We start from the raw sequence: 20,013 nt of genomic DNA on the forward strand, positions 1-20,013 counted from the left end.
TCCATTCAATAGGCAAGCAAGTTGTCGGGCTTGATTAAGTTGTTACAGGTCCAATAACTTTCGCGCCATGCATTGCGCATTATCGGCAGCACTGTGATCACCCATGACAAGCGCCACGGTAATGGCACCATCGATCAGGATCAGCAGCTGTTTGGCCAGCCTCTGCGGATCCTCGGCACCATGTTCGGTACACAGCTCGCACACATAGTCGAGCAGCTTCTGTTTGTGGTCCTTGGCGACCAGGCGAACCGGGTCTTGCGGGTCGCCGGTTTCACCGCTGGTGTTGATGAACGCGCAGCCCCGAAAGCCTTCGGACTCAAACCAGGACTTGAGCACGGTAAACAGGTTGAGCAGGCGGTCGGCCGTGGTTGTGGCGCGACCGACTTCCGTTCTGTACCAGTGCATCCAGCGTTGGTCACGGCGTTGCAGGGCGGCGACGGTCAGCGCCTCCTTGTTGGCGAAATAACGGTAGATGCTTTTTCTGGAGACGCCGGCGGTTTTCACCAGAAGATCCATGCCAGTGGCGGCGATGCCACTTTTGTAGATCAGCTTTTCGGTGACATCCAGAATGATGTCGCGTGTGTCGTTGCGAGTGATTTCGTTCATGAGGCTAACAGTAGAACGATCGTTCTTCTTGGTCAAATATTTTCTGTGGTGTCAGATGAATTACTATCGTGAGCAAGCTTGCTCCCACAGAGAGTGCGTTCCAAATGTGGGGGCCAGCCTGCTGGCGATGGGGCCATTACCGACAGTAACAAGACCCGAACCGAGCGATGGTGTAAGCTCTCAAACTCTCTGGATTCGACCCATTGCGAGCCCTATGCCGTCGCTTTTCAAACGCTCCCTGCTGCCAAAACTGCGCAGTTTTCCGCTGACCGCCGATGCCGTCACCTTCCTCTCCGGCGCCGCCGAGTTCCGTCGTTGCCTGTTGGAAAAAATCGCCAGCGCCACCCAGCGCATCTACATTGTCGCGCTGTACCTGCAACAGGATGAGGCCGGCCAGGAAATTCTCGATGCCTTGCATGCTGCCAAACTGGCGCGGCCGCAGCTGGACGTGGTGGTGGTCGTTGACTGGCTGCGCGCCCAGCGCGGCTTGATCGGTGCCGGCAAGCAACCGGGCAACTCGGCCTGGTACCAGGAAATGACCCGCACCCACGCCAGTGAAGTGCCGGTGTATGGCGTCCCGGTGCAAACCCGCGAGCTGTTCGGCGTGTTGCATTTGAAAGGCTTCATCATCGATGACTGCGTGATCTACAGCGGTGCGAGCCTGAACAACGTCTATTTGCACAAGTTCGACAAATACCGTTATGACCGTTATCACCTGCTGAACAACCCTGCATTGGCCGATTCCATGCAGCATCTGGTTCAACACGGTCTGGTGGCCTCCAAGGCGGTGCATCGCCTCGACTTGCCGAACCTGCCGACCACTCGCAGCCTGCGCAACGACATCGGCGATTTGCGCAGCCGCCTCAAGCACGCCGCGTACGACACCACCCAGGGCTCTACGGACAAGAGCGGTCTGTCGGTCAGTCCGTTGCTGGGTGTGGGCAAGAACAACCCGTTGAGCCGGGTGATTGGCGAGCTGATCGGTAGCGCCCAGCATCAACTGACCATCTGCACGCCGTACTTCAACTTGCCGTTGGCCGTAACCCGGGAAATCAACCGGGCGCTGGCGCGGGGCGTGAAGATCGACATCGTGGTCGGTGACAAGACCGCCAACGATTTCTATATCCCGCCGAGCGAGCCGTTCAAGGTAATCTCGGCGCTGCCATACCTTTACGAAATCAGCCTGCGCCGGTTCGCCAAGCGCCATCAGCGCAACATCGACAGCGGCCAGTTGAACCTGCATTTGTGGAAGGACGGCGACAACACCTACCACCTCAAAGGCATGTGGATCGATCAGCGCTACACCTTGTTGACCGGCAACAACCTCAACCCGCGCGCATTTCGCCTCGACCTGGAAAACGCTTTGCTGATCGATGACCCCAAAGGCGAACTGGCGCAACCGCGTCGCACTGAACTGGCGGAGATTTTCCAGCACGCCCGGCGCATCGAGCGTTATCAGGACCTGCAAACCTTGCCGGATTACCCGGCGGGGGTGGCCAAGTTCCTCAAACGTGTGAGCCGTGTGCGTGTTGAACGGTTGCTCTATCGCATTCTGTAATAATTGTTGAAACAGCGCCCCGTAAGGGTCGTGGAATAAATGTTTTGAGGCAGAGCGCTTTTTTATAGTTCCTTTTGGGCGGGCCACTTAGGTTGAAGTGGTACGTCAAAATAATAAGGAACTAAATTGCCTATACCTTCCACCTCCAGCGCCACAAGCTCCCGTGCTTTTGCTGCTTCAACTCCCACGCGCCCATCTGTAAACAAGGTGGGCGAGAGTGTCGTGGTAAGTCAAAATCGCTCACATGACCTCATCCTTAATGGTGGTCATGGCTCTACTTCAACGCCTGTAAATAGCAATGTTGTGCAGTTACAGGTCAACGGTGAACGGACCAACGAAGTCGTTAAGCGTATAAAACGAGAAGCCGGGGAGCAGAGTGCGGCGCTGATAGCGGCCTCGGGTGAAGATCCCGTTCTGCAAGCTGATCTCGACTTGCAAGCCGCAGTCAACATACAGCTGATGTTCGATCCAAAACTTTCAGTCCCTGTACCCCCAGTCACTTCAATGCATGTGCCCATAGAACTTTACAAGAGCGCCTTGCAGGCCCCCGACGTCGTGGCGTGGTTCGAATCAAAAGGCCTCGATCTGAACACCGTGCGTATTGGCAAGGAATCAGTGACTGGCAATGTCACCTTCAACGGTGTGAGCAGTAGCCAGGAATTTGGCTTATGGGACGAGTCGGGGTGGTGGCAGGTCTCTGCTCAGGTGCGAGCTGTCGCGCAGGCACTTGATCCTGCGGAACTAGGTTTACCCTACATGAGTGATGAACTTGACACTCTACCCTGTGACGTCATTCTCCATTTTTACGACCTGACGCCCCCTGGTTCATCCGAAGAAGGGAGTGCACTTGGTAACAAGTTGCAACGTGACGGCTGGCCTGCATTTAATCCCACGCGGCGAGACGACGCACTGGATAGGGCGCAGCAACTGATCAATAGCGAGAAATCGCGCGCTCAACTGATCAGTGAGCTGGAAAAAAGTGTAGAGAACTTGACTGACGACACACCTCTTTCCTTCTCAGGAAAATTCAAAGAGGAGGCCATCCTTTCTCCATTGGAGGATAAATGCCTGAATACCGTTCAGCATCTGTGGGATTTTCTTAACTTACCGGAAATGGTAGTAATTTTAGAGTCTTACGGACTGGACCTTGAAACCGTCCCGTTCAGGATAAGCGAAGGAAAATTTGAAATTTTTTGGCGCTCGACCGTTTGGGATGACTTCACTGAAAATGTCATGGAAGAAAGTAATTTAATTCAACCCTTCAACGATCTTCTTGAACGCGTCAAAGACACGGGTAATGCTCTTTACTCGGATGGGGCCATAGACCTGCACCAGATACTCAATTTCAGTGAAATGGGTTCATTCAAAACGGTCGGTGAGGTGCGCAATATTATTCGATGGCTGAAAACGTCTTTACCGCCGACCATGCCGCTGGGGGATTGCGGCAGTAAATTATTGGAAGCGTCCTTGTCGCCGGGTGTATTTACTCCGCAAGATAGAACTAACGTAAAGGAACTATCCAGGACTCTTCTCAAAGGTGCCGGTTCGATTATTGATGCATTGGGCGGTGACTTGCTCCTCAATAAATCTGTCGAGTACCGGCGTAACAACGCAGAGAAACTGCTGCAACAGATGCTGAAAACCGAGCGAGCGGCCGAGTGGTCGCAGGAAATACTGAAGAAACTCGAATGGTACGGTGCGACTGATGGGCAAACCGTTTCTCAAGACCTCCGCAATCAACTGTTATTGGCTGCCATAAAACTGGAGGTTCATTTGGAGACTTCAGGTAAGCCGGGGAGCATTGCCGGTTACAACGTCTATCAGCAGAAAAACCTGGGACGTGATCTGAAGGATGTGCGCGAGGATATGGAACAGTACTTGGTCAAGAGGATGTCAGTGAGCCCAGAAGTGGCGCCTCTGATCGCGCACCTGTTTCTCATCGACGCCGCTCCAGAGTTTCTAACCCTGAACATTAATGAATCAATTCAACTCGGCTCAACGCAATGGATGGTTTTGCGCTTGGGGGCGGGGATTGCCGAACTCACTGAACCCGGTCGTTCACGTGCAATGACCATGGAGCAATTAATGGCGCTTGCATTGCTAACGCCAACTTCAGATGCACAACAACAATTATTCCAGACTATTTCACTCGATATTATTCTGGCGTGGGGTGTAATGAGCGGTGCGGTTGTTGGAGGTTATGAGTTCGGGCATTCATCCGATGACTATTTTACAGCCAACGCCAAATTTGCAACGCAAAGAGCTGATCTTGCGCGGGCTATTGACAGTTTTAGGCATGAACCGCCGACACGAAAGGATTTGGCGGTAAAGGAGCTTGCTAAATTTTTACCAGAGTTCACCGAGGCAGAGATCGAAGAATTGATGATTCAGGAGCGAGGCGATTTTGAACACAATATTAGTTATGACGCTTCCAGGACAAATTTCGTTGAAGCCTACATGGATAGGAGGCTTTTCGCTATGAGATGGGAATTGTGCGATGATGATGGTACCGTGGATCATCAACGTTTTGATGCGCTCAGTAACGGCCTGCCGAATCTGGAAAGCGCTTATCCTGATTCTGTAGATAAATTTTTGAATGCCCGTAAGGATGCCTATTTAACTTCATTAAAGTATCTGATATCGAAATTGCCTCTAGAGGATCGCCAGCAACTTGAGCATGGTGAAATTAAATTCTTTACTCTGCGTGAGGAGTCAAATAAGCCAAAAGCGGAAGAGACAACTGAAGACCGCGCAGCGCTGCGAGGAAGGCAAGGAACATTGTTACGCAGTGAATTTCAACAAAAAATTGTCTATTTCGAAGTGTTTCCCGGATTGATGAAAATTGTCAAGCGTATGGATTTGGAGAAGGAATTACCGCTTGATGGAGAAATGCAGCGCATGACTACAAGGGTGGGAAGAGGTACCGTAAACGACCCCACACAGCGCGGGACCGAATTGCCGTTTGATTTCTCTGCCTATTCAACGGGTTCAGAACCGATAGTTGGCGCAAAATCAAAAAAAATCATTATCGAAAATTTAGGTCGCAGTCTGCCTGGCAGTGGTTTTCACAGAGATGAACGCTTGGAAGTGAGCCTCGATAGTTATTCCTCGAACAGGATAGCCAACATTGTCGACAGAGTTGTCAATGGCAATCTTTTACAAGGCGAGCGGGAATTCTTGTTCAAAAAGGGCATGGGGGAAACTACGGAAGAAGCAAATCAAGCCTATTGGAACAATGTCCAGACGTTTTTAGTTAATTTAATTCCCTTCGTTGGCTGTGTAGAGGATTTACGTTCGGGTGATCGAATCCGCATTATCAACGGTGGGTTCGGGTGCGCTCTGGACCTGTTGGGAGGCCTGAGCGGTTTGGCGGGTGGGGTGAGCAAAATTACGCGAGTAATCAGAACCTTCGCTCCCCTTCGGGTGAAGGCATTCCAGGTCATTAAAATCGGTGCAAGTACACTTGTCGCGGCTGTCAACCCACTGGATGGCGTTCTTGATTTGGCCGTCGGCGGAGCAAGAGGGATTGGGGCTTTAAACAAGATGTTCAGGAGTGGTGCGTTCGGCATCGCTACAGCCGGGATCGAGCGTATGCGCACATGTCTGGAAAAGCTCAGGTGCTTTTTTGGAGGAGTTGTCGGCGAGGCGGCAGGTGCCAAGTTACCCCAGCGCGTGGGTAATGCTGTTGAGCGGGTTGAAGGAACGCTAAACGGTGAAACTACTATAGCCGTGCAAGCAAACGGCAAATGGTACTCGATCAATGATGAGGGCAATCCGTTTGGACGCGCGCTGGTTGGCTTCCTTGCGACGCCAGTTGCAAACGCTTAACCAGTGCAATGAGTGAAGCGGTGGAGCTGCGGCGAATATTGAATTGCACCGCAGTCCCATAGGCGCTTGAGACGGTGTTTACAGCGCCGTCTCAAGCGCCATAAAACTCAGTTTAAGCCGAGCTTGCCCCGCAACGTCGACAAATCCTCCGCCAGTGTATTCACCGGCCCGACCAGCGCCTTGCGGTCGTTTTCCTTCACTTTGTCGTAGGTCTCGAAACCGCCGTCTTTGGTCTTGTACTTGGCCAGAATGGTGTTGACCGTGGTGAAGTTCTTGTCGACTTTGGAGACGAAGGCCGCGTCCTGCTTCTCGATCTGCGGACGGAACAGGTCGACGATTTTCTTCGCGCCGTCGATGTTGCCCTGGAAGTCGTACAGGTCGGTGTGGCTGTAGCGATCTTCTTCACCGGAAATCTTGGTCGCCGCGACTTCTTCGAGCAGTGCCGCAGCGCCGCCGACGACTTTCTCTGGCGGAAAGGTCAGGCCAGCCACGCGGGTTTGCAGGTCTTTGACGTCTTTGTTCAAGCCGTCGGCCAGTTCGCCCAGGCCTTGGGTGCTGTTTTGCGAAAACAACGAGTACTCAATGCGGTGGAAACCGGTGAAGTCTTCGGACTTCACGCCTTTTTCGTGGTCGTCGACCCGGGAGTCGATGGAGGCATCGAGGTCGCTGAACAGCTCGGCAATCGGTTCGATTGATTCGTAGTAAACGCGGGTCGGTGCGTAGAGTTTTTTCGCGGTGGCCAAGTCACCTTTTTTCACTGCGTCGGTGAACTGCTGGGTGTGGCTGGCCAGTTCATCGAGTTGCTCGGTGACGTAAATCTTGTAGTCGGAAATCGGCTGCACCAACTCCAGCGGCGCCGTGGCCGCGAAAGCCGACAACGGGGTGTTGAGCAAACCTAGGGTCAGCATTAGCGCCAATGGCGACTTTTTCATGGGACGGCTCCGTGTTGTGGGTGTTTTATGTGGTTTTTGTAGGTTGTGTGGCAGCCAGCAGCGAACGACCGATGAAATCCTGATCGCCCGTCACGCCGGGCAGGGTGAAGAAGTAACCACCGCCGACCGGCTTGAGGTATTCCTCCAGCGGCTCGCCATTGAGGCGGGTTTGCACGGTGATGAAGCCTTTCTCCAGGTCCGCCTGGTAACAGATGAACAGCAGGCCCATGTCGAGTTGGCCGTTCTTGTTGACGCCGTTGGAATAGTTGAACGGCCGGCGCAGGATCAGGTTGGCCTGGGTCGCGGCGGTGCGCGGGTTGGCCAGGCGGATGTGTGCGTCGAGCTTGGTCAGTTTGCCCTCGGGGTCCTTGGCGTAATCGGGCACTTCGGTTTCGTGCGCACCACCCATGGGGGCGCCGCTGCTTTTGATTCGGCCGAGGATGCTTTCCTGTTCCTGCAACGGCGTGCGGTCCCAGCGCTCGACGAAGTTGCGGATGATCCGCACGGCTTGATAGCTGCCGTTGACGGCCCAAGCCGGTTCGTCACTGTTGGGCTGGACCCAGACAATGCTGTCCATCGCCTTGGCGTCGTTGGAGTCGGGGTTGGCCGAACCGTCGCGAAAACCCAGGAAATTGCGGGCGCTCTGCGCCGGTACGCCCGGTTTCGCCGGAGCCTGGGGCGGCACGCTGCCTTCCTGTTTCCAGCGCACCAGCAACAGGTCCGGCAGGTTTTTCACGATGTCGCGCAGCGCGTGGATGTTGGTGTCGGTGGTGTTCGAGCAGAACTGCAGGCTCAGGTCGCCGTGGCAGCAATCGGCTTCGAGCGCATCGTTGGGGAAACCGACCATGCGGATCAGGCGCTTGGGCTTGGCGTCGGCCAGTCCGAAGCGCTCGTCGAACAGCGACTCGCCGACCGACACGGTGATGGTCAGGTTATCCGGGGTGACGACGGGGCCGAGAATCCCCGAATCCACCGGTGGCAATTTCGGGTCGATCTGAGTGACCGGGCCACCCTTCATCAGGAAGGCGATGCGCTCGTTGAGGGTGCGGAACAGGCGCTCCAGGTCTTCGCGGTTGCTGGCCAGTACATCGAACGACACCAACATGCCGGACGCCGGGCGCGGGGTGACGATGCCGCTCTGGTGTTTGCCGTGATAGTCGTGGCGGTCCTGGGTTTTGTCGCTACGTGGCGCTTCGGTGACCTGTGCAGGGCTGGCGGCCATGGCGGGGCAGCTCAGTGCCGTACCGGCCAGGGCGACACCGGCGGCGCCCATGCCCATCAGTACCCGGCGACGTTGAAGGTTGAATGGCTCTGAATCGTTCATCGGAAAAAGGTCTTCTGCTTACAGGCCGGAGAGGCCAAGGGCGGGATCAATGCCATCGAGCGCGTCGGCGAGGGCCTTGGCTTTGTCGGCGATCTGTTTGCGCTGTTCGGCGCTGACGCTGTCGTAGCTGGCGTAACCGTCGTTGACCTTGAAGCCATTGAGCTCGGTATCGAATGCATTGAGCGCCGTGTCGATGGTCGGCAGCAGTTCGGCGGCGGATTTGGTCAACAACGGGCGCAACAGTTCGACGACTTTGCGTGCGGCGTCGAGGTTGCCGGCAAAACCGTTCAGGTCGATGTGGCTGTAGCGTTCCTCTTCACCGCTGGCGGCACGGACGTCACCGAGGGTGTTGAGGTTGCGCACGACGATGCTCACCAGTTGTTCCGGTGGCAGCGTTAGGGCCAACAGCTGTTGCTTGAGTGTGGTGACATCGGCGAGCAGGCGCTGGGCGACCGGCGCCAATCCCTCCAGGTTGCGTTGCTGGAACAGCGCAAATTCGAGGCGATGGAAACCGCTGAAGTCCGCATCCTGTTCGCGTTTCTCGAAGTAATCGGCGCGGGCGTTGATGGCGTTGTCCAGTTCGGCCAGGCGCTGGGCCGCGGGCGCCAGTCGTTGATAGGCCGTGCGGGCCGGCAGGTACAAGGCTTGTGCCTGGCTCAAGTCGCCGGCTTCGATGGCTTGATCAAGGGCGGTGACGGCTTTGATCAACGCCGTGCCCTGGCTGCTCAGGTACACGCGAAACTCCGACAATGGCCCGACAAACGCGACCATCGACGGCCGGGCTTTTGCCGCGGCATCGGAAGCCGCTGTCGGCGTGACGTGCAGCGTACCGTGCGGATTACTCAACAGGCCGCAAGTGATGGTGTAGTCGCCGGGCAGCAGGTTGGCGTTGATTACCTGACTGAGCCCGGGCGCGATGTTCTCGCGCTCTTCGATCACCAGAACGCCGTCGAGGATTTCCCATTCAACGGCCCGGTCCGAGCGGTTGACGATGCGGAAACTGGCGCGACCGGCCGGCACCGTCAGGGCATTCGGTTCGCAGCTGTGCGGGTGAATTGTCACCAATACTTCGTCGTGATTGGCCTGACGCTTGGCCGCTGCCATTTTCGAGGCGTAGTAGAACAGGCCACCGGCGGCGATCATCACGATCACCGAACCGGCCACCGCCCAGCGTAGGGCGCGGGGAGGGGAAGCCTGGGAAGTAGGTTGATTTGCCATGGGTGCCCTTACTGGCTGGAAACGGAAGAAGACTGTTTGGACGGGGCAGGGGCCGGAAGGAAAAACATCACCAGCGCGACCGCCAGGTACATCAGATAAGCGCCTAGGGTGCTGACGGTTGGCGCGTCCTGGTAACCGAACATGCCGGCCAGCACCGAGCCCAGCGGGCCGTCCATCGGCAGCGTCGCGCTGATGTCGAAGAGCACGGTTTGCAGGTGATTCCACACGCCGGCCTCATGCAGCGCCTGCACGGAGTTGGCGAGGATTCCGGCGGCCACCACGAGGATGAACAGGCCGGTCCAGCGAAAAAACGCGCCGAGGTTCAGGCGCATGCTGCCGGTGTAGATCAGGAAGCCAACGATGATTGCCAGGATCAGGCCGAGCAGGGCGCCGATAGGCGCGGCCGGGCCTTCGCTTTGTTGGAACACGGCGAGCAGGAAGAACACCGTTTCCAGGCTTTCCCGCGCCACGGCGAAAAACACCATGGCGATCAGTGCGGTCACCTGGTGTCTGGAGCCGGTCAGTGCTTGATCAAGGGATTCATGCAGCGAATGCTTGATTGAACGCGCCACTTTGCGCATCCAGAACACCATGGAACTCAAGATGCCCACGGCCACCAGGCCGACCACGCCTTCAAACAGTTCCTGTTGTTTTTGCGGGAATTCGGCGCTGACCAACTCCAGACCGCCGCCCACCAGCAAGGCCAGCGCGGCGGCGAGAAATACGCCGATCCACACCGCCGGCATCCACTGGCCGCGGCCGGTCTGTTTGAGATAGCTGGCGATGATGCCAACGATCAACGCGGCCTCGATACCTTCGCGCAGCATGATCAGGAAAGGAACCAGCATTCAGCACCGTCTCGGAGTTAGATAGGGTGCTAAGTTGTAACATAATGACACTCATTCCCATATGGGAGTGATTGACAATTACCTGAACGTAAGCTGAACAAATCAAAAGATCGCAGCCTTCGGCAGCTCTTACAGGGAATCGCATTGCAATGTAGGAGCTGCCGAAGGCTGCGATCTTTTGATCTTGGCTGCGCTAATATGCCCACCACTCAAACAAGAACAGGGCTTGCCGCGCTCAATGTCGGAAAAAGACACGATCTCCATTCAACTGGTGCGTGAAGCGCTGTTGCAAAGTTGCGCCCCGGGCGCGGTCACCGATGAGGTGTTGCACAAAGTCGGCATTGATCCTTCGCTGTTGAACAGCAGTGACGCGCGCGTTCCGGCCACGGCCTACGCGCGACTCTGGCGCCTGCTGGCCCGGCGTGGCGACGATGAATTTTTCGGCATGGACCCGCGCAAGCTCAAGGTCGGCAGCTTCGAGTTTCTGTGCCGTTGTGCCATGACCCAGCCGAGCGTGGCAGCAGGCTTGACCAGCGGCCTGGGCTTTCTGTCATTGATGCTCGAACGCATGCCCGCCGAACTGGTTCGACAACAAAGCCTGGCGGAAATCGTGTTGCAGGAGGACGACAACGACCCGCGTCGCGCCTTCACCTATTTCACCTACTGGATGATCGTGCACGGCGTGGCCTGCTGGCTGGCGGGGCGACGCATTCCCATTCTGGCCATCGAACTGCGCTGCCCGCCGCCAGATTTTTGCGACGATTATCAGGTGATGTTTTCCGAAAACCTGCGCTTCGACCGGCCACGCACGCGGATGATTTTCTCCGCCGATTGCCTGGACTTACCGATCAAGCGTACCGCGGAAGAACTCAAGCGCTTCCTGGCCCATGCGCCGGCGAACATTCTGGTGAAATATCGCGATCCCCAAAGCCTGGCCAACCGCATCAAGCACGACCTGCGGCAACTGCCCGCCGAACAGTGGCCAGAAACCGAAGCCCTGGCGCAACGCCTGTGCATGTCGGCTTCGACCCTGCGTCGACGCCTGTCCGAGGAAGGCCAGACGTATCAAGGGCTCAAGGACAGCGTGCGCAAGGAACTGGCGATTGTCTGGCTGGCCGAACCGAGCATCAGCTTCGCCGACATCGCCACACGGTTGGGGTTTGCCGATGCGAGTTCGTTCTACAAGGCGTTTCGCAAGTGGTCGGGGTCGAATCCGGGGCATTACCGGAGTTTGATTCTTAACGAGGCTGACTGATCCGGATTTTATATTGATTGCTCGCGAAAGCGTCCATTCAGGCGCCACACCTCTCAAATCTTGGCCAAACCAGTCAGACAACTTGATAACTTTGACCATTGCCCGACGCCCCGCGCGGAGCGAGTATTTCCCTGTTGTTTACGGTTCCCCCAACCAATAAAAAACATAGAGGGATTCTGGCAATGCGCGATTACTTGTCTGCCGTTTCACAGTTCAATTATCAGCACACCGTCGACGCCGCGCTCGCGGGTGATCTGACGGCCCTCAACGCCTGCGTCGAGTGTTGCGACCGGCATGCGTTGCCCGGCCGGATCGCACTGTTCTGGGAAGGACGCGACGGCGCCAGCGCCACGTACACCTTCACCGACCTGCAAGACAAAGCCGCGCGCTTTGCCAATTTCCTGTTGGCCCAGGGCGTGAAAAAAGGCGACAAAGTTGCCGGCCTGTTGCCTCGTAACATCGAATTGCTCATCACCGTGTTCGCCACCTGGCGCATCGGCGCGGTCTATCAACCGTTGTTCACGGCCTTCGGCCCCAAAGCCATCGAGCATCGCCTTGGCTGCTCCGGCGCCAAAGTCGTGGTGACCGATGCAGGCAACCGCTCGAAACTCGCCGAAGTCGCCGATTGCCCGACCATCGTCACCGTCGGTGGCCCAAAAGGCCAAGGCATCGTTCAGGGTGATTTCAGTTTTTGGGCCGAACTGGCCAACTATTCCAACCACTGCGAACCGGTGATGCTGACCGGTGAAGACCCGTTCCTGTTGATGTTCACCTCGGGCACTACCGGCCCGTCGAAAGCTCTGTCTGTGCCGCTCAAGGCCATCGTCGCCTTCCAGAGCTACACCCGCGATGCCGTGGATCTGCGACCGGAAGACGCGTTCTGGAACGTGGCCGATCCGGGTTGGGCCTACGGCATCTATTTCGGTGTGACCGGGCCGATGTCGATGGGGCACCCGATCACGTTCTACGATGGCCCGTTCACCCTCGAAAGCACCTGCCGGGTGATCAACAAATACGGGATCACCAATCTGACCGGCTCGCCAACGGCTTATCGCCTGTTGATTGCCGGTGGTGACGAGTTCGCCAAATCGATCAAGGGCAAGCTGCGCATCGTCAGCAGTGCCGGTGAGCCGCTGAACCCGGAAGTCATCCGCTGGTTCGCCGATAACCTCGACGTGGTCATTCATGACCATTACGGCCAGACCGAACTGGGCATGGTGCTGTGCAACCATCACGGCCTTGAACACCCGATCCATATGGGCGCCGCCGGTTTTACCTCGCCGGGCCATCGCATCGTGGTGCTCGACGACGAATACAAGGAGTTGGGCGTTGGCCAACCGGGCATTCTGGCCATCGACCGTACCCAGTCGCCGATGTGCTGGTTCGCCGGTTACGAAGGCGTACCGACCAAAGCTTTTGTCGGCGACTATTACCTGAGTGGCGACACCGTCGAGTGGAACCCGGACGGCAGCATCAGCTTCGTCGGCCGCAGTGACGATGTGATCACCACTTCCGGCTACCGCGTCGGCCCGTTCGATGTGGAAAGTGCGCTGATCGAGCACCCGGCGGTGGTTGAAGCCGCCGTCGTCGGCAAACCTGATCCGGAGCGTACGGAACTGGTCAAAGCCTTTGTGGTGCTCAGCGCGCAATACCGCGCATCGCCCGAGTTGGCCGAAGAGTTGCGTCAACACGTGCGCAAGCGTCTGGCGGCGCACTCGTACCCGCGTGAAATTGAATTTGTCAGCGAGCTGCCGAAAACCCCAAGCGGCAAATTGCAGCGCTTTATCTTGCGCAACCAGGAAATCGCCAAGGCTCAAGAGGCCGCGGTGAAGAACGTTTCAGCTTGAATCGAAGGACACACTGATGCAGATCGAAAACAAGGTTTTTCTCGTTACCGGTGGCGCTTCCGGCCTCGGTGCGGCCACCGCTGAAATGCTGGTTGCGGCTGGCGCCAAAGTGATGCTGGTGGACATGAACGCCGAAGCCGTTGCCGCCCAGGCCGAGCGCCTGGGCGCGCAAAGCGTGGTGGCGGACATCAGCAACGAAGCGGCGGCAGAAGCAGCGGTGCAGGCGACGGTCAAGGCATTTGGCGGCCTCAACGGGTTGGTCAACTGCGCCGGGATCGTGCGCGGCGAGAAGATCCTCGGCAAGAACGGTCCGCATGCGCTGTCCAGCTTCAGTCAGGTGATCAACGTCAACCTGATCGGCAGCTTCAACATGCTGCGCCTGGCCTCGGCAGCGATTGCCGAGACAGAAGCGGACGCTGATGGCGAACGTGGGGTGATCATCAACACCGCGTCCGCTGCGGCCTACGACGGCCAGATCGGTCAAGCGGCGTACGCGGCATCCAAAGGCGCCATCGTCAGCCTGACCTTGCCGGCCGCCCGTGAACTGGCGCGCTTCGGCATCCGCGTGATGACCATCGCCCCGGGCATTTTCGAAACGCCGATGATGGCCGGCATGACCCAGGAAGTGCGTGATTCCCTGGCGGCTGGCGTACCGTTCCCACCGCGTCTGGGCAAACCTGCCGAGTACGCGTCGCTGGTGCGGCATATCATTGAAAACAGCATGCTCAATGGCGAGGTGATCCGTCTCGACGGTGCCTTGCGCATGGCCGCGAAATAAGGAGGAATTGTCATGAACCTTTCCAACGATCCGATTGTTATTGTCAGCGCCGTCCGCACCCCGATGGGTGGTTTTCAGGGCGAACTGAAAAGCCTGACTGCACCGCAACTCGGTGCTGCTGCGATTAAAGCCGCAGTGGAACGTGCCGGTGTTGCCAGCGATGCCGTCGATGAAGTGCTGTTCGGTTGTGTACTGCCAGCGGGCCTCGGCCAGGCCCCGGCGCGCCAGGCGGCGCTGGGCGCCGGGCTGGATAAATCGACCCGCTGCACCACCCTCAACAAAATGTGCGGTTCGGGCATGGAAGCAGCCATTCTGGCCCACGACATGCTGGTCGCCGGTAGTGCCGAAGTGGTCATCGCCGGGGGCATGGAGAGCATGTCCAACGCGCCGTACCTGCTGGACCGCGCCCGCAGCGGCTACCGCATGGGTCACGGCAAGATTCAGGATTCGATGTTCCTCGACGGCTTGGAAGACGCCTACGACAAAGGCCGCCTGATGGGCACTTTTGCCGAGGATTGCGCCGAAACCAACGGTTTCAGCCGCGAAGCTCAGGACGCCTTTGCCATCGCCTCGACCACCCGTGCGCAACAGGCGATCAAGGACGGCAGCTTCAAGGACGAGATCGTGCCGCTGACCGTGACCGTCGGCAAAGAACAGGTGACGATCAGCAATGACGAGCAGCCGCCAAAAGCCAAACTGGACAAGATCGCCTCGCTGAAACCGGCTTTCCGTGACGGCGGTACCGTGACGGCGGCGAACTCCAGTTCGATCTCCGACGGCGCGGCGGCTTTGGTGTTGATGCGCCGCTCTGAAGCTGAAAAGCGTGGTTTGAAACCACTGGCCGTGATCCATGGCCACGCGGCATTTGCCGATACGCCAGGCCTGTTTCCGGTGGCACCGATTGGCGCCATCAAAAAATTGATGAAGAAAACCGGCTGGTCGCTCAATGAAGTGGACCTGGTGGAAGTCAACGAAGCCTTCGCCGTGGTCGGCATGGCCGCGATGACCCATCTGGAAATCCCCCACGAGAAACTCAACGTACACGGCGGCGCTTGCGCCCTGGGCCACCCGATTGGTGCGTCCGGCGCGCGGATCCTCGTGACCTTGCTCTCGGCCCTGCGCCAGAAAGGCTTGAAGCGTGGCGTTGCGGCGATCTGCATCGGTGGCGGTGAAGCGACGGCCATGGCCGTGGAATGCCTGTACTAAGCCAACCCCACCCCCTGTGGGAGCCAGCCTGCTGGCGATGACGGTGTGTCATAAAAGTGGATCTTGACTGACACGACGCCATCGCCAGCAGGCTGGCTCCCACATTGTTCCATGTCGTACCCGATTTTAAGGATTCACCATGATCCCCAATGACGACCAACAACAAATTCGCGACATGGCCCGGCAGTTTGCCGAGGAACGGTTGAAACCGTTCGCCGCCGAGTGGGACCGTGAGCATCGCTTTCCCAAGGAAGCCATCGGCGAAATGGCCGAGCTGGGCTTTTTCGGCATGCTGGTGCCGGAGCAGTGGGGCGGTTGCGACACCGGTTACCTGGCCTATGCCATGGCCCTGGAGGAAATCGCCGCCGGTGACGGTGCTTGCTCGACGATCATGAGCGTGCACAACTCGGTAGGTTGCGTGCCGATCCTGCATTACGGCAATGATGAGCAGAAGGAACGCTTCCTCAAGCCATTGGCCAGCGGCGCGATGCTCGGTGCGTTCGCGCTGACCGAGCCGCAAGCCGGCTCCGACGCCAGCGGTTTGAAAACCCGGGCAAAGCTGAACGGCGACCACTACGTGCTCAACGGCTGTAAACAGTTCATTACGTCCGGCCAGAACGCCGGCGTTGTGATTGTGTTTGCAGTGACCGACCCGAATGCCGGCAAGCGTGGCATAAGCGCCTTCATCGTGCCCACCGATTCGCCGGGCTACAAAGTCGCCCGGGTCGAGGACAAGCTCGGCCAACACGCCTCGGACACCTGCCAGATTCTCTTCGAGGACGTCAAAGTTCCGGTGGCCAACCGCTTGGGCGAAGAGGGCGAGGGCTACCGCATCGCCTTGGCGAACCTTGAAGGCGGACGCGTCGGCATCGCTTCGCAATCGGTGGGCATGGCGCGCGCCGCGTTTGAAGCGGCGCGCGATTACGCCCGTGAACGCGAGAGTTTCGGCAAGCCGATCATCGAGCATCAGGCCGTGGCGTTCCGCCTGGCGGACATGGCGACCCAGATCGCCGTGGCCCGGCAAATGGTGCATTACGCCGCCGCCCTGCGTGACAGCGGCAAGCCAGCGCTGGTCGAAGCGTCGATGGCCAAGCTATTCGCCTCGGAAATGGCCGAAAAGGTCTGTTCCTCGGCCTTGCAAACCCTCGGCGGTTACGGTTACTTGAACGACTTCCCGCTGGAGCGCATCTACCGCGACGTGCGGGTCTGCCAGATCTACGAAGGCACCAGCGATATTCAGCGCATGGTCATTTCGCGCAATCTTTGAAAGAAGGAACCACTCCGTGAACTACGAAACGATTCTGCTGGAAACCCACGGCCGCGTTGGCCTGATCACCCTCAATCGCCCGCAAGCGCTGAACGCCTTGAATGCGCAGATCGTCAGCGAACTGAACCACGCCCTCGATGGCCTGGAAGCCGATTCGAACATCGGCTGCATCGTGCTGACCGGCTCGAAAAAGGCTTTTGCCGCCGGCGCCGACATCAAGGAAATGGCCGAGCTGACCTATCCGCAGATCTACATCGATGACCTGTTCAGCGACAGTGATCGCGTGGCCAACCGCCGTAAGCCGATCATTGCGGCGGTCAATGGTTTCGCCCTGGGCGGTGGCTGTGAACTGGCGTTGATGTGCGACTTCATTTTGGCTGGCGATAACGCCAAATTCGGCCAGCCGGAAATCAACCTCGGCGTGCTGCCGGGCATGGGCGGCACCCAGCGACTGACCCGCGCCGTGGGCAAAGCCAAGGCTATGGAAATGTGCCTGAGCGGGCGTTTGATCGATGCGGTGGAAGCGGAACGTTGCGGGATCGTGGCGCGGATCGTGCCGAGCGATGAGCTGTTGGACGAGGCGCTGAAAGTTGCTGCGTTGATCGCCAAGAAGTCCTTGCCGATTGCGATGATGGTCAAGGAAAGCGTCAACCGGGCCTTTGAGGTGAGCCTGTCTGAAGGCGTGCGCTTCGAGCGTCGGGTGTTCCATGCGGCGTTTGCGACGCAGGATCAGAAGGAAGGGATGGCGGCGTTTATTGCCAAGCGTGAGGCTGAGTTCAAAGGCAAGTAATTCGGTTAGATCAAAAGATCGCAGCCTTCGGCAGCTCCTACAGGGGTATGTGTGTACCTGTAGGAGCTGCCGAAGGCTGCGATCTTTTGCTTTTACACCAGGTAGTTCTTCAGTTCGCGGGCAATCACCATCCGCTGAATCTCGCTCGACCCTTCATAGATCTGGGTAATCCGCGCATCCCGGTAATATTTCTCCACCGGGTAATCTTCCAGATACCCATACCCGCCATGAATCTGAATCGCTGACGAGCAGACCTTTTCAGCCATTTCCGAGGCAAACAGCTTGGCTTGCGAAGCCTCCGACAGACACGGTTTACCCGCTGTACGCAGGCGCGCCGCATGCAGGATCATCAGCCGTGCGGCGTTCAATTGCATGTGCATGTCCGCCAGCAGGTTGGCGATGCTCTGGTGCTCGATGATCGGTTTGTCGAACTGCACGCGATCACGGGAGTAAGCCAACGCCGCTTCAAACGCGGCGCGGGCAATGCCCAATGCTTGCGCAGCGATGCCGATGCGACCGCCTTCGAGGTTGGACAGGGCAATGGCCAGGCCTTTGCCGCGTTCACCCAGCAGATTGGCCTCGGGAATAGTGCAGTTGTTCAGGGTGACGGCGCAGGTATCAGACGCGCGAATGCCCATCTTGTGTTCAGTGCGATCGACGATGAACCCGGCGGTGTCGGTCGGCACCAGGAACGCAGAGATACCGCGCTTGCCCAAGTCGGGATCGGTCACGGCAAACACGATTGCCAGTTTCGCCCGCTTGCCATTGCTGACGAACTGCTTGGCGCCATTGATCACCCACTGGCCGTCGCGCAGCTCGGCGCGGGTGCGCAGGTTGTGCGCTTCGGAACCAGCCTGGGGTTCGGTCAGGCAGAAGCAGCCGATGGTCTTGCCGCTGGCCAGATCCGCCAGCCAGGTTTGTTTCTGTTCTTCGCTGCCGTAGTTCATCACCGGCCCGCAGCCCACCGAGTTGTGGATGCTCATGAATGCGCCGGTAGCGCCATCGCCAGCGGAGATTTCTTCTACCGCCAACGCATAGGCCACGTAGTCGACATAAGTGCCGCCCCATTCTTCGGGGACTACCATGCCCAGCAGGCCTAGTTCACCCATCTTCGCCACCAGCGCGTCGTCGATCCAGCCAGCCTTTTCCCAGGCCTGGGCGTGAGGCGCAATTTCGCCACGGGCAAAGTCCCGGGCCATGTCGCGGATCATGACTTGTTCTTCGGTCAATTCGAGATCATGCATGGCTCAGCTCCCGCTCTCATCGAAACCGTTGAAGAAACTCGCGACGTGTTCGGCGTCCAGCGCCTGCAGGGTCGGCGGGTTCCAGCGCGGGTTCTTGTCTTTGTCGATCAGCAAGGCGCGTACGCCTTCGATCAGGTCGCCGCGCTCGAACCACTGGCGGTCCAGGTGCAGTTCAAGGGCGAAACATTGTTCAAGGCTCAGGTGCCGTCCGCGACGGAGCATTTCCAGGGTCACGCCCATGGCCAGCGGTGAGCGGGTCTCTAACAGGTCGGCGGTGGTGGTCGCCCATTCGTGGCTGTCGGCGACCGTTACTTCGCGCATTTGCTCAACCATACTCGGCACGTCAGGCAAGGCGAAGAAGTGGTCGATGGCCGGGCGCAATGCAGCCAGTGGCGCGTCGGGCAATTGCTGCACGGCGAGTTTCGCCAGAAGGCTTTGCAGGTCTTTGAGCGGTGTATCGCGCCATTCGAGCTGATCGAGTTTTTCGTCCAGCGTGGCCATTTTGCTGCTGTCCAGGTACCAGTCAGCCAAGCCGCAATACAGCGCATCGGCGGCGCGGATCTGCACGCCGCTGACGCCCAGATAAATCCCCAATTCACCGGGAATGCGCGGCAGGAAGTAGCTGCCACCGACGTCAGGGAAATAACCAATGCCGACTTCCGGCATCGCCAGACGGCTTTTTTCGGTGACCACGCGCAAGTCGGCGCCTTGCACCAACCCCATGCCGCCGCCCAGGACAAAACCGTCCATCAGGGCCAGCACCGGTTTGCGGTAATGGTGGATCGCGAGATCGAGGGCGTATTCCTCAACGAAGAAATCTTCGTGCAGGGTGTCGCCGCTTTTGAAGCTGTCGTGCAGTGAGCGAATGTCACCACCGGCACAGAAGGCTTTTTCGCCGGCACCGCGCAGAACCACCGCGTGCACTTGCGAATCCTGTGCCCAGGCATCGAGCTGGCGGTGCAGGTTGCGCACCATGTCCAGCGTCAGGGCGTTGAGGCCGGCGGGGCGGTTGAGGGTCAGATGCCCGATGTGGTTGCGAACCTCGGCCAGCACTTCATTTTGCATGGCATCCATGGACCGAATCCCTTTCGATGAAACCTGAGCAGTCATCACTAACTCCCTGCTTTTATTGTTCTTTATTAGAGTAGCTCGCGCGCGAGCGATGCAGGATCGTAACAGTGCAAATTTGTGATGTACAACCGGGATATGTGCAGGCGCTGTCTGCGTTTATACCTTATGGCAAAGAAAAAGATCGCAGCCTTCGGCAGCTCCTACAGGAGGTTGCATTGCAATGTGGGGGCTGCCGAAGGCC

General features: G+C 58.0%; 15 protein-coding genes. 8 read left to right on the forward strand and 7 right to left on the reverse strand.

What is annotated here, in order from left to right:
- Positions 1–42: 42 nt before the first annotated feature.
- A complete protein-coding gene (locus KVG88_RS01710) occupies positions 43–606 on the reverse strand; it encodes a TetR/AcrR family transcriptional regulator (protein WP_217870096.1) in 564 nt (187 codons plus the stop codon).
- 214 nt (positions 607–820) lie between these two features.
- On the opposite strand from KVG88_RS01710, the gene pssA reads away from it, so the two are divergent.
- Together pssA and KVG88_RS01720 are read left to right on the forward strand one after the other, a co-directional pair.
- On the forward strand, positions 821–2,164 hold the full coding sequence (gene pssA, locus KVG88_RS01715; RefSeq protein WP_217870097.1) for a CDP-diacylglycerol--serine O-phosphatidyltransferase: 1,344 nt from the start codon (positions 821–823) through the stop codon (positions 2,162–2,164).
- A 126-nt stretch (positions 2,165–2,290) separates the two neighbouring features.
- A complete protein-coding gene (locus tag KVG88_RS01720; RefSeq protein WP_217870098.1) occupies positions 2,291–5,992 on the forward strand; it encodes a hypothetical protein in 3,702 nt (1,233 codons plus the stop codon).
- 107 nt (positions 5,993–6,099) lie between these two features.
- Here the strand turns inward: KVG88_RS01720 and efeO (KVG88_RS01725) are convergent, their stop codons facing one another.
- From efeO (KVG88_RS01725) to efeU, 4 genes are read right to left on the reverse strand one after another with little or no spacing between them, the layout of a single operon-like run.
- Complete coding sequence (efeO, locus tag KVG88_RS01725; RefSeq protein ID WP_217870099.1) at positions 6,100–6,924, reverse strand: iron uptake system protein EfeO; 825 nt, start codon at positions 6,922–6,924, stop codon at positions 6,100–6,102.
- A gap of 25 nt (positions 6,925–6,949) precedes the next feature.
- Entirely contained in the window at positions 6,950–8,248 is a 1,299-nt protein-coding gene (gene efeB, locus KVG88_RS01730) for an iron uptake transporter deferrochelatase/peroxidase subunit (protein WP_217870100.1), read from the reverse strand.
- A gap of 18 nt (positions 8,249–8,266) precedes the next feature.
- On the reverse strand, positions 8,267–9,466 hold the full coding sequence (gene efeO / locus KVG88_RS01735; RefSeq protein WP_217870101.1) for an iron uptake system protein EfeO: 1,200 nt from the start codon (positions 9,464–9,466) through the stop codon (positions 8,267–8,269).
- Between the two features lie 8 nt (positions 9,467–9,474).
- Entirely contained in the window at positions 9,475–10,314 is an 840-nt protein-coding gene (efeU, locus tag KVG88_RS01740) for an iron uptake transporter permease EfeU (RefSeq protein ID WP_217870102.1), read from the reverse strand.
- A gap of 238 nt (positions 10,315–10,552) precedes the next feature.
- Between efeU and KVG88_RS01745 the strand changes: the two genes are divergently transcribed.
- The 6 genes from KVG88_RS01745 (at position 10,553) to KVG88_RS01770 (ending at position 17,457) form a co-directional block, all read left to right on the forward strand.
- Positions 10,553–11,569, forward strand: coding sequence for an AraC family transcriptional regulator (locus KVG88_RS01745; protein ID WP_217870854.1), 1,017 nt, complete (start codon positions 10,553–10,555; stop codon positions 11,567–11,569).
- Positions 11,570–11,751: 182 nt separating this feature from the next.
- Positions 11,752–13,416: an AMP-binding protein gene (locus tag KVG88_RS01750; protein WP_150705300.1), complete on the forward strand. Its 1,665-nt coding sequence runs from the start codon at positions 11,752–11,754 to the stop codon at positions 13,414–13,416.
- A gap of 16 nt (positions 13,417–13,432) precedes the next feature.
- Positions 13,433–14,194 carry an SDR family NAD(P)-dependent oxidoreductase gene (locus KVG88_RS01755; protein WP_217870103.1) on the forward strand — a complete coding sequence of 254 codons (762 nt, stop codon included), beginning with the start codon at positions 13,433–13,435 and terminating at the stop codon, positions 14,192–14,194.
- A gap of 12 nt (positions 14,195–14,206) precedes the next feature.
- On the forward strand, positions 14,207–15,400 hold the full coding sequence (locus KVG88_RS01760) for an acetyl-CoA C-acyltransferase (RefSeq protein ID WP_217870104.1): 1,194 nt from the start codon (positions 14,207–14,209) through the stop codon (positions 15,398–15,400).
- A gap of 139 nt (positions 15,401–15,539) precedes the next feature.
- Positions 15,540–16,667, forward strand: coding sequence for an acyl-CoA dehydrogenase (locus tag KVG88_RS01765; protein WP_217870105.1), 1,128 nt, complete (start codon positions 15,540–15,542; stop codon positions 16,665–16,667).
- Between the two features lie 16 nt (positions 16,668–16,683).
- Positions 16,684–17,457: an enoyl-CoA hydratase gene (locus KVG88_RS01770; protein ID WP_150705304.1), complete on the forward strand. Its 774-nt coding sequence runs from the start codon at positions 16,684–16,686 to the stop codon at positions 17,455–17,457.
- Positions 17,458–17,549: 92 nt separating this feature from the next.
- Here the strand turns inward: KVG88_RS01770 and KVG88_RS01775 are convergent, their stop codons facing one another.
- Complete coding sequence (locus tag KVG88_RS01775; RefSeq protein ID WP_150705305.1) at positions 17,550–18,701, reverse strand: acyl-CoA dehydrogenase family protein; 1,152 nt, start codon at positions 18,699–18,701, stop codon at positions 17,550–17,552.
- A 3-nt stretch (positions 18,702–18,704) separates the two neighbouring features.
- Entirely contained in the window at positions 18,705–19,811 is a 1,107-nt protein-coding gene (locus tag KVG88_RS01780) for an enoyl-CoA hydratase/isomerase family protein (protein WP_217870106.1), read from the reverse strand.
- Positions 19,812–20,013 lie beyond the last annotated feature (202 nt).

It is taken from the genome of Pseudomonas azerbaijanoccidentalis (genome assembly GCF_019145495.1).
Lineage (GTDB): Bacteria > Pseudomonadota > Gammaproteobacteria > Pseudomonadales > Pseudomonadaceae > Aquipseudomonas > Aquipseudomonas azerbaijanoccidentalis.